Source organism: Streptomyces colwelliae (genome assembly GCF_048158785.1).
In the GTDB taxonomy this organism is placed as follows: Bacteria; Actinomycetota; Actinomycetes; order Streptomycetales; family Streptomycetaceae; genus Streptomyces.
The window spans coordinates 71,082-82,036 of sequence record NZ_JBLTJC010000007.1; the positions used below are offsets into that span (position 1 = coordinate 71,082).

The following is a 10,955-nucleotide window of genomic DNA, read 5'->3' on the forward strand; positions in this document are numbered from 1 at the left end:
GTCACTCCTCGGTCATCTTGCGCAGGCGGGGTCGGGCGGAGGCGGCCAGGTCCGTCCAGTGGGAGCTCAGTCCGGCGACCGTCGAGGACCCGAAGAACGTCCTGGCCGGCAGATCGACACCGAGCTCGGCCCGGATCCGGCCGATCAGGCGGGTGGCGAGCAGGGAGTGGCCGCCGAAGGTGAAGAAGTCGTCGTCGATCCCAATCCGGTCAAGGCCCAGGACTTCGGCGAACAGGCGGCACAACGCCTCTTCCCGTGGGGTGCGCGGGGGCCGGGCGGCCGATGCGCGGGCGTAGTCGGGCGTGGGCAGGGCGCGGCGGTCCACCTTCCCGTTGGGAGTCATGGGGATCTCGGCGAGGGTGACCACGGCCGAGGGCACCATGTACTCCGGCAGGCGCGCCGCAACGTGCCCGCGCAGGGCGGAGAGCAGCGTCCCGGCCTCGGGCACGGCGGTCCCGTCGTCCGGTCGGATGACCACGTAGCCGACCAGTCGGCGGTCTCCAGGTGTGTCCTCCCTCGCGGTGACCGCGGCCTGTGCAACGTCCCTGTGTGAGAGCAACGCCGCCTCGACCTCGCCGAGTTCTATGCGGTAACCGCGGATCTTCACTTGGAAGTCCGCGCGTCCGAGGTAGTCGAGCGCGCCGTCCGGCCGCCACCGCACCAGGTCTCCGGTGCGGTACATCCTTTCCCCTGGTGTGTGGGGGTCGGCCACGAACCGATCGGCGGTGAGACCGGGGCGCCCCATGTATCCGCGGGCGAGGCCGGCGCCCGCGAGGTACAACTCGCCCACGACGCCGGGCGGCACGGGCCGGAGGTCGTCGTTCAGCACGTAGACCCGGGTGTTCGCGATCGGCCAGCCGATCGGTGGCGCGCCGCCGGCCGGGGTGACCGGTGCGACGGTGGACCAGATCGTCGTTTCGGTGGGGCCGTACAGGTTGGTGACTCCGTCCGCGCTCCGGGTCAGCGCCTGGGCGAGGTCCGTCGGCAGAACCTCTCCGCCAACCAGCGCCCGTACTCCGTGCAATACGTCCGGATCGTGGGACAGCAGCATCCGCCACAGCGACGGTGTGCCTTGGAGAACGGTGATTGCGTGCCGCCGGATCAGCCCGGCCAGTTCGGCGGGCTGGGCGACGGCATCACGCTCGGCGACCACCACCGTGATGCCGGACAGCAGAGGCAGAAGCAGCTCCAGAGCCGCGATGTCGAAGGCGACGGTGGTGACCGCCAGCAGACGGTCCTGTGGCCGCATCGGGACGTGGTGCCGCATGGCGGCAAGGAAGTTGACCAGGGCGGCGTGCGACACTCCGACGCCCTTCGGGATGCCGGTCGAGCCGGAGGTGTAGAGGATGTAGGCGAGTTCCGCTGCGCAACCGCGCCCGGTGTGGAGTGCGGTATCCGGGTAGTGGACGAGATCCCGGGCTACCGCCTCGGCGTCCAGCACCAGCACGGGGGCGGAGTCGCGGAGTACGAACTCGGTGCGCGCCATGGGGTGTTCAGGATCGACCGGTACGTAGGCGCCGCCGGCCTTCAATACAGCCAGTACGGCCACGACCAGATCCGCCGAGCGTGGCATGGCCAGTGCCACCCGCCGCTCGGGCCCGACGCCCTGGCCGACCAGCCAGTGCGCCAGCCGGTTCGCTCGGGCGTCCACCTCGCGGTAGGTCAGTTCCGCATCACCGAAGACGACGGCGACCGCGTCCGGGGCGGCCTCGACCTGCCGCTCGAAGAGCTCCGTGACACGCACGTCCGGCATGGGCTGCGCGGTGTCGTTGTACTGGTGCAGCAGAAGCTCGCGTTCAGCGGCATCGGGCATCTGCGCCGAGGAGACCGGTGTGTTCGGATCTGCGGCGAGGTGCGTCAGTACCCGGGCCAGCCTCGTGGCAATGCCCCGCACTTGTGCTTCGTCGAGGTGGTTGGGCTGGAACTGGAGGCCGACCCGGAGGTGGGGGGACGCGTCCGCGGCAACGATCAGCGGGTAGTGTGTGCCGGTCCGGGGGCGAATGCCGGTGACGGTGATGCCAGCGGCTGTGTTCGCCTCGGTGAGTCCGGCCCGGTCGACGGGATACGACTCGAACAGGACGAGGGTGTCGAAGAGGGTGCCCAGAGCTGTCTGCCGCTGGATCTCGGGAAGACCGCAGTGGTGATGGTCGAGCAGAGCGGCATGCTGTTCATGCAGACCGGTTACAACGTCGGCGAGCGTGTCCCTCGTCGAGTAACGAGCCCGCACGGGCAGGGTGTTGACGAACAGCCCCACTATCGAGTCGACGTCGGTTACCGCAGGCGGCCGACCGGAGACCGTGGCGCCGAACACGACGTCGCGGCGGCCGGTCATCAGCCCCAGCGTGACCGCCCACGCTCCTTGGACCAAGGTGCTCATGGTGACGCCCAGCTCGGCCGCCCGACGGGACAACGTGCGCGTGATATCGGGCGACAGGGGTATCTCGATCTGTTCCAGGGCGCTGCGAGAGGCAGAGGAGTCGGCTTCCGGGACGAGGATCGTTGGCTCTTCCAGCGCGTCGAGTGCATCCGCCCAGGCCCTCAGGGGGGCGACCCGGTCCTGTGCGTACAGCCAGGTCAGGAAGTCGCCGTAGCTACGCGTCCGCGGCAGCACCGTGGCGTCGCCGCTGGATCCATACAGCCGCAGCAGGTCCTTCATCAGCAGTGGCAGTGACCACCCGTCGAACAGCGCGTGGTGCGCGGTGAGGACGAGTTCGGCGCGGTCGGCACCGGTCTTTACGAGGGTCATCCGCAGGAGGGGTGCCACATCCGGGGCGAAGTGGGCCGCGTGATCCTCTTCGAGCACTCGCTCCAACTCCTGCGCTGCCTGCGGTGTGTCGAGAACGCACTCGCGCCAGGGCAGCGTCACCCGGTCGTGGACGAGTTGCACCTGCTGTCCGTTGGAGTCGGTGACGAACGCGACGCGCAGGGCGTCGTGCCGGTCCAGCAGCGCCTGCCCGGCCGCCCGCATGCGCACCGGGTCCACCGCTCCGGCGAGGTGGAAGACCAGTTGCACGTGGTACGCGTCGAACGACGAGTCGGCCAGCATGCTGTGGAGGAGCAGTCCGGACTGCATCGGGGTGGCCGGCCATACGTCTGTGAGGGTGGGGTAGCGCTCCTCCCACCGCTCGATGTCGCTCTGGCCCACCGTCACCAGAGGCAGGTCGGACGGGGTCAGGCCACCGACGCCCGGAGCGGTCACATGCCTGGCCATTCCCTCCAGCGCCGCGCACCACAGCCCGCCCAACTCCCGCACCTCCGACGCCGAAAGCACACCGGAAGGAAAACTCAACACCGCCGACAACCGGGGCTCATCACCCGTGATCACGGCCGACACGTCCAACGCCGACAACACCGCCATGTCCGGGGCGTGAGCGGCCAGCAGTCCACCGGCCTCGGGAGCCGGCGCCCAGTCGTCCCGGGCGGAGTTCTCGCAGTTGCCGAATCCGAGGTCGCCGAGGTAGTTGAAGGTGATCCGGCCCACCGGCAGACCAGCCAGCTCCGCACCCGTCTCCCGGTTCAGATACCGCAGCAGCCCGTACCCGATCCCCTTGTCCGGCACACGAGCCAACTGCTCCTTGACCGACTTCACCAGCTTGCCGACGGCCTCCCCACCCGCCACCACATCCCCGACATCGAACCCGGCTACCTCCAACCGCACCGGATACATGCTGGTGAACCAGCCCACGGACCGCGAAAGATCCGCCCCGGCCACCACCTGCTCCTCACGGCCATGCCCCTCAAGCCGCAGCACGACCGAACCGTCCTCACCTCCTCGCCAGGCCCGAACCGCCACCACCAGCGCAGCCACCAACCCATCAGCCACCCCACACCGATAAGCGGCCGGCAACCCCCGCACCAAGGCACCCGTCACCCCGGCCGGCAACTCCACCCGCACCGACCCCACCGTGGACATCACATCCACCACCGGATCCAGCTCCCGACGACCCAACACCGGATCCGAACCCGCCAACACCTCCCGCCACCACGCCAGCTCCACCACCCGCCCCGGACTCACAGCCTCCTCCACCAGCGCATGCGACCACCGCCGCACCGACGTACCCCCCACCGGCAACACCGGCACACCCCCCGACCGCACCACCTCCCAAGCAACCGCCAGATCCCCCACCAACACCCGCCACGACACCCCATCCACCACCAAGTGATGAACCACCACCAACAAACGGCCGGAGCCCGTGAGCGGCCGGAGCCAGACGAACTGGGCCATCACTCCGGACTCGGGGGCGAGTCGGTCTGCGGCGGCGTCCAGTTCGGCTGCGGCGCGCGTCTGCCAGTCCTCGGTCCCGTCCCAGTCGGCGATCAGGATCCAGTCGGCGGGGTCGGCCGAGCCGGATTCGCCAACGATCAGGCCCGGCGCGGGCCCGGAGACCAGGGTGGAGCGCAGCGCGTCATGCCGGTCGACCACGGCGGCCAGGACGGCCGCCAAGCGGTCCTCGGTGATCCCGTCCGGCAGTTCGAGCACAGTCGACATGGCGTACCGGTCGTGGTGGCCGCGCAGACCCAGCAGGTAGCGCGCCATCGGCGGCAGCGGCATCCAGCCGACGGCTCCGCCGGGCAGTTCGGCGAGTTGCGGACGGCCGCCGTCCTCGGTGTACTCCCGTGCGACCCGGGCCAGTTCGGCCACGGTCCGACACTGGAAGACCTGACGCGGGGTGACGGTCAAGCCGAGGGCCTTGGCCCGGGCGACGACCTGGATGGAGCGGATGCTGTCCCCGCCGACGGCGAAGAAGTCGTCGTCCACACCGACCCGGTCGAGGCCGAGCACCTCGGCGTAGACGCCGCCCAGGACCCGTTCCCGCACCGATTCGGGCGCCCGGTAGGCGGCCGAGGCAAGCTCCGGCTCGGGCAATGCCGCGCGGTCCAGCTTCCCGTTGGCGTTCAGCGGGAGCCTGTCCAGCAGCACGAAGGCCGAGGGCACCATGTAGTCGGGCAGCCGGGCCGCGAGATGACCGCGCAGCTCCGGCACCGACAGGCCCGCGGTGAAGTCGACGTCCTCCAGGCCCGCGTGACCTGTCGGAACGACGTAGCCGACGAGCCGTTTGCCGCCGTCGGCGTCCTCGCGCACGGTCACCACGGCCCGCGCCACCCCCGGGTGCCCGATGAGGACCGACTCGATCTCTCCCGGCTCGATGCGGAAGCCCCGTACCTTCACCTGTGCGTCGGCACGTCCGACGCATTCGAAGTGACCTTGTGGATTCAGCCGCGCGAGATCTCCGGTGCGGTACATCCGCGCCCCCGGTGCACCGTACGGATCCGCCACGAAACGCTCCGCGGTGAGACCGGGCCGTCCCTCATAGCCACGGCCGACGATGCCGCCGACATACAACTCGCCCGCGACGCCCGGCGACACGGGGGCGAGCCCGGAACCCAGCACGTACATCCGCATGTTGGCCAGGGGACTGCCCACGGGTGCGACTCCCGGGTCAGGCAGCTCGCCGATGCCGGTGACCTCGTACGCACTGGCGTAGAACGACTCGCTCTGGCCGTACGCGTTGAAGACCCTGATTCCGGGCAGCGCCGCCCGGATCCGTCGGGCCAGCGCGAACGTGAGCGCCTCGCCGGCCAGTACGACGGCATCCGCTTCGACGCCCTCGGCGAGGTCGTCGACGAGGCCGGTCAGCACCGAGGGCACGGCGCTCAGTACGCCACCCCGCCAGCCGTCGCGCTCTCCGAGCACCAGCGCGTCCCGTACCAGCTCGACGGTGCCGCCCGCGCACAGCGTGGTGAGCAGTTCAAACAGGGAGACGTCGAAGTTGACGGAAGTGCCAGCGAGCATCCGGGTCTGCCTCGTGACGCCGACCGTGCGGATCAGCTCGAGCACCCCGTTGGCGAGCGCCTCATGGGTGATGCCGACTCCCTTGGGCAGACCGGTGGTTCCCGATGTGTACATGAGATACGCGAGATTGTCGGGCAGGGGCCGGACCGTGTTCCGCTCGGGTTCCTGGTCCAGCGCATCCAGCCTCAGTTTCGGAAAGCCTTCTAGCGGGACCTGGGACTCTGTGACGGCGTCGGTCAGCACCAGGTGCGGTTGCGCGTCGGCCAGTACATGGCCCAATCGCAGGCTGGGATGAGCAGGGTCTACCGGTACATAGGCCCCGCCCGACATGAGGACCGCCAGCACTGCGACGACCAGGTCCGCGGTCCTGGGCAGGGCGATCGCCACCAGGGTCTCTGCTCCCACCCCACGGCCGGCCAGCATCCGGGCGAGGCTTTCGGCCCGGATCCGCAGCTGCTCGTAGGTCAACTCCTCGTCCGCGCAGACCAGGGCGGTCGCATCCGGTGTCGCGGCGGCCTGCTGCGCGAAGAGGTCGGTGACGGGCGCCTGGGACAGTGGGACCGCAGTGTCGTTGATTTCGTGCAGGATCCGGTCCCGCTCGGTGTCGTCGAGGATGCTCACCGCCCCGATCCGTGTCTCCGGATCGGCCACGACCGCGCGAAGCACGCGGACGAAGCGGTCTGCGATCAGTTCGGCGCTTGCCCGGTCGAACAGATCAGTGGCGTACTCGATCGCGCCCGAGGCGCCGCCGTCCGGGTCCGGAGCCAGATTGACCAACAGGTCGAACTTGGCGGTGAGGGCCGGAGTGGGCTCGACACTCACCCGCAGACCCGCCAGGGCGAGTTCCACCGGGGTGGTGTTCTGCCAGGCGAACATGACCTGGAACAGGGGGTGGTAGGCGGTGGACCGGTCCGGATTGAGGAGCTCCACCAGCCGCTCGAACGGCGCGTCCTGGTTGTCGTAGGCCGCCAGTGCCTTGAGGCGCACTTGCTCCAGGAACCTGCTGAAGGCGGGGTTGCCGGACATGCCGACCCGCAGAACCCAGGTATTGACGAAGAAGCCGACCAGATCTGCCGCTACCTCGTCGGTCCGTCCCGCTATCGGCGAGCCGATGGTGAGGTCGTCGCCGCAGCCCAGTTGGTACAGCAGTACGGCCAGCGCGCTCTGGAACACCATGGCCGTGGTCGCCCCGCCGGACCGGGCCAGTGCGTCGACCGCCGCCATCAGGTCGGAGTTGATCGTCAGGTCGACGCGATCGCCCCGGTGCGAGGCCGACGGCGGCCTGGGCCGGTCAGTCGGCAGGGTCAGCGGCAGCGGCACGTCGGCGAGTTCGGACCGCCAGTAGCCGACCTGCTCGGCCAGCAGGCTGCCCGGATCGTCCTCGTCACCGAGCAGACCGTCATGCCAGAGTGCGTAGTCGGCGTACTGCACCGGCAGCCGTTCCCACTGCGGGGCCCGGCCCGCGCACCGCGCCGCGTAAGCGAGCGAGAGGTCCCTGGTCAGGGGCGCCGCGGAGGCACCGTCGGCGGCGATGTGGTGGAGCACCAACACCAGGACGTGCTCGTCGGGCCCCAAGCGCAAAAGCCTTACACGGATGGGCAGTTCGGTGTAGAGATCGAACTCGTGGGCGGCGAGTTCGGAGATGGTCCGGGGTACCTCGTTCTCGGTGACGGGCAGTACTGGGACGTCGGGCATGACCTGTGCGGCGGGGAGGATGTTCTGGTACGCGGTGCCCCGCTCGTCCTCGGCGATCAAGGTGCGCAGACTCTCGTGCCGTGCCAAGACGTCCACGACCGCCGAGCCGAGCGCGGCCACGTCCAGCGCCCCGTGCAGCCGTACCGCCAGGGGCAGGTTGTAGGTGGCGGAGGGCCCTTCGAAGCGGTCGATGAACCACATGCGGCGTTGCGCGTACGACAGCGGGACACGTTCGGGACGCGGTGTGCGGGTCAGTGCGGGCCGAACCCGCGTGCCGTCACGCAGGCGCGCCGCGAGCCGCGCGACACTCGGCGCCTCCAGCACGGCACGGATCGGGATCTCCGCACCCAGTTCGGCGCGGATCCGGCCGACCAGCCGAGTGGCCAGCAGGGAATGGCCTCCCAGTGCGAAGAAGTCGTCGTCCACGCCAACCCGTTCGAGCTCCAGTACCTCGGCGAACAGCCGAGCCAGGACGTCTTCGCCTCGGGTTCGGGGCGCCCGGTACGCGGTACCGGTGAACTCCGGCTCGGGAAGGGCCCGCCGGTCCAGTTTTCCGCTCGGGGTAAGCGGGAACCCGTTCAGCAGTACGACGGCCGAGGGCACCATGTACGCGGGCAGCCGGGTCTCGGCGAACGACCGCACCTCCTCTGCGGACGTCTCCTGGCTCGGGATCACATAGGCCACCAATCGGCACGCCGGCCCGGTGCCGCTGGCGACGACAACCGCCTGGCCCACCGCGGGGTGCTCGGCCAGTGTCGTCTCCACCTCGGCCGGCTCGATCCGGTACCCACGCACCTTTACCTGCGCATCGGCTCGTCCGGCGTATTCCAGTAGGCCGTCCGCCGCGCGGCGGCCGAGGTCACCGGTGCGGTACATCCGGGAACCGGGCGGGCCAAACGGGTCGGGCACGAAACGCTGCGCGGTGAGCCCTGCCCGGCCAAGGTAGCCGCGGCCCATGCCGACGCCCGCGACGTACAGTTCACCGCGTACGCCTGGCGGTACCGGCCGAAGTTCCGGCCCGAGCACGTACACCCGCACATGGCGGAGCGGACGGCCGATCGGCACACCGGAGTCGGCGGGAAGGTCGCAGTCCTCCGGCACGGTGAACGTGGTGGCGTAGAACGTCTCGCTCTGCCCATAGGCGTTGACCACACGGGCACCCGGCAGGACCTCCCGGGCCCGTACGGCCAGTCCCGCGGACAGCCCCTCACCGGCGAACACCACCGCGTCTGCGGTGACCCGGCCAGCCAGCCTCTCGACCAACTCGCCGAACGCCGACGGCACCATGCTGAGCACACCGCCGTCCCAGCGTTCCCGCTCCCCCAGTACCAGCGTGTCGCGAACGACCTCCACAGTGCCGCCTGTGCTCAGGGTGGTGAACATCTCGAACACCGAGACGTCGAAAGACACGGACGCGCCGGCCAGCATCCGGCCGCCGGGCGGTGTGCCCAGGCTGTCTACCAGCCCGGCCACTCCGTTGACCACGTTGCGGTGGGTGATGGTCACGCCCTTCGGGGTGCCGCTGGATCCCGAGGTGTACATGAGGTAAGCGGCGTTGTCCGATCGCGCCCGACGTCCCGGATCGCTGCCCGTGCGCGGGGCGACCGAGCCGACGGGCAGGCGGGGAATCTGCGGGCATGGCAGGACCGGCGAGGTTGCTTCGTCGGTGAGGATCATCAGGGGACCCGCATCGGTCAGGATGTGGTTCAGGCGCGTCCCGGGGAAGTCCGGGTCAATGGGTAGATAGGCCGCTCCGGTCTTCAGTACGCCGAGGATCGCCACGACCAGCTCCGCCGACCTCGGGAGGGCCACCGCGACGACGGACTCGGGGCCCGCGCCACGGGCCAGGAGGGCGTGGGCGAGCGCGTTGGCTCGGCTTTCGAGCTCGCGGTAGGTCAGCGAGCGGTGCTCGTCGATGACCGCGATCGCTTCGGGCGTCCGTCGGGCCTGACGCATGGTGAGTTCCGGCACGGTCAGCTCGGAAACCGGCGCGGAGGGACCGTCGGGGGCGCGCACCAATCGGTCGTGCTCTCCGGGCAACAGCATGTCCAGTTCTGCCAGCCGGGTCCCTGGATCGTCGGCGAGCAGGCGCAGCACGTGGGCGAATCGCTCCGCGAGGTCCTCGGCACCGGCTGGTCCGAACAGCCGCTCCTGATACTGGAGGGACACGCGCAGATGCGGGTCGGCGGCGGCGATCACCGTGATCGGGTAATGGGTGACGGTGAAGGGACGGATTCCGGTGATACGGAGGCCCGCGGCCGCGTGGGCGTCGCTGATCCCGACTCGGTCGACCGGGAACGACTCGTAGGCGACCAGGGTGTCGAACAGGACGTCGACCCCCGCCAGCCGATGCAGGTCGGCGAGGCCGTGATGGTGGTGGTCGAGCAGCGCGGCCTGCCGCTGCTGAAGTCCGGTCAACACGTCGGCGACGGTGTCCGACAGGGTGAAGCGCACACGGGTGGGTACCGTGTTCACGAACAGCCCCACCATGGTATCCACTCCGGCGACGGCGGGCGGGCGGCCCGAAACCGTCGTGCCGAAGACGACGTCTTGCTGCCCGGTGAGCTGGGCGAGCAGCAGGCCCCAGGCGCCCTGCAGAAGTGTGTTGACCGTGACGCCGAGTTCGGCCGCACGCCGGGACACCAGAACCGAGTCCTCGGCGGACAGCGGCACGTCGAGTCGGCCAACGCCCGTCGGGCCGGAGTCCGAATTGCTCACTGGGGCGGGAAGCGCGGCGGCGAGCAGGGTGGGTTCCTCGACGCCGTCGAGTTCGTCGGACCAGGCCCTGACCGAGCCACGGTGATCTCGGGCGGCCAGCCATGCCAGGAACTGCCGGAAGTCGCGTGGTGCGGGAAGGTCGGCCGGATCACCGTAGGTGGCATAGAGCCGTAGCAGTTCGGTCATCAGCACCGGCAGTGACCAGCCGTCGAACAGCACATGGTGTGCGGCCAGGACTAGTTCGGCGCTGTCGGCGCCCGTACGTACCAGGGTCATCCGCAGGAGCGGCGGTGTGTCCAGGGCGAAGTGCTCGGCGAGGTCCTCGACCAAGATCCGGTCGAGGGCCCGGATGGACTCGTCGCCGGTCAGGGTACCCAGATCGATCTCTTGCCAAGGCAACTGCACCCCGTCCACCACCATTTGTACCGACTCACCGCCGTCCGTGGCGACGAACCCGGTGCGCAGCGCAGTGTGCCGGTCCAGCAGCGCCTGCCCGGCCGCCCGCAGCCGGTCGGTGTCCACCTGCCCGTCGAGGTGGAAGACGAGCTGTACCTGATAGGCGTCGAAGGAGGAGCCGGCCAGTGCGGCATGGAAGAGCAGCCCTGACTGGAGCGGAGTCAGCGGCCATACGTCTGTGAGGGTGGGGTAGCGCTCCTCCCACCGCTCGATGTCGCTCTGGCCCACCGTCACCAGAGGCAGGTCGGACGGGGTCAGGCCACCGACGCCCGGAGCGGTCACATGCCTGGCC

Annotated in this window: 1 protein-coding gene; it reads right to left on the reverse strand. The window is 69.8% G+C overall.

Annotation, left to right across the window (positions count from 1 at the left end; translation table 11 throughout):
* Position 1: 1 nt before the first annotated feature.
* A complete protein-coding gene (locus ACNFOC_RS03055) occupies positions 2-10,897 on the reverse strand; it encodes a non-ribosomal peptide synthetase (protein ID WP_416956295.1) in 10,896 nt (3,631 codons plus the stop codon).
* Positions 10,898-10,955 lie beyond the last annotated feature (58 nt).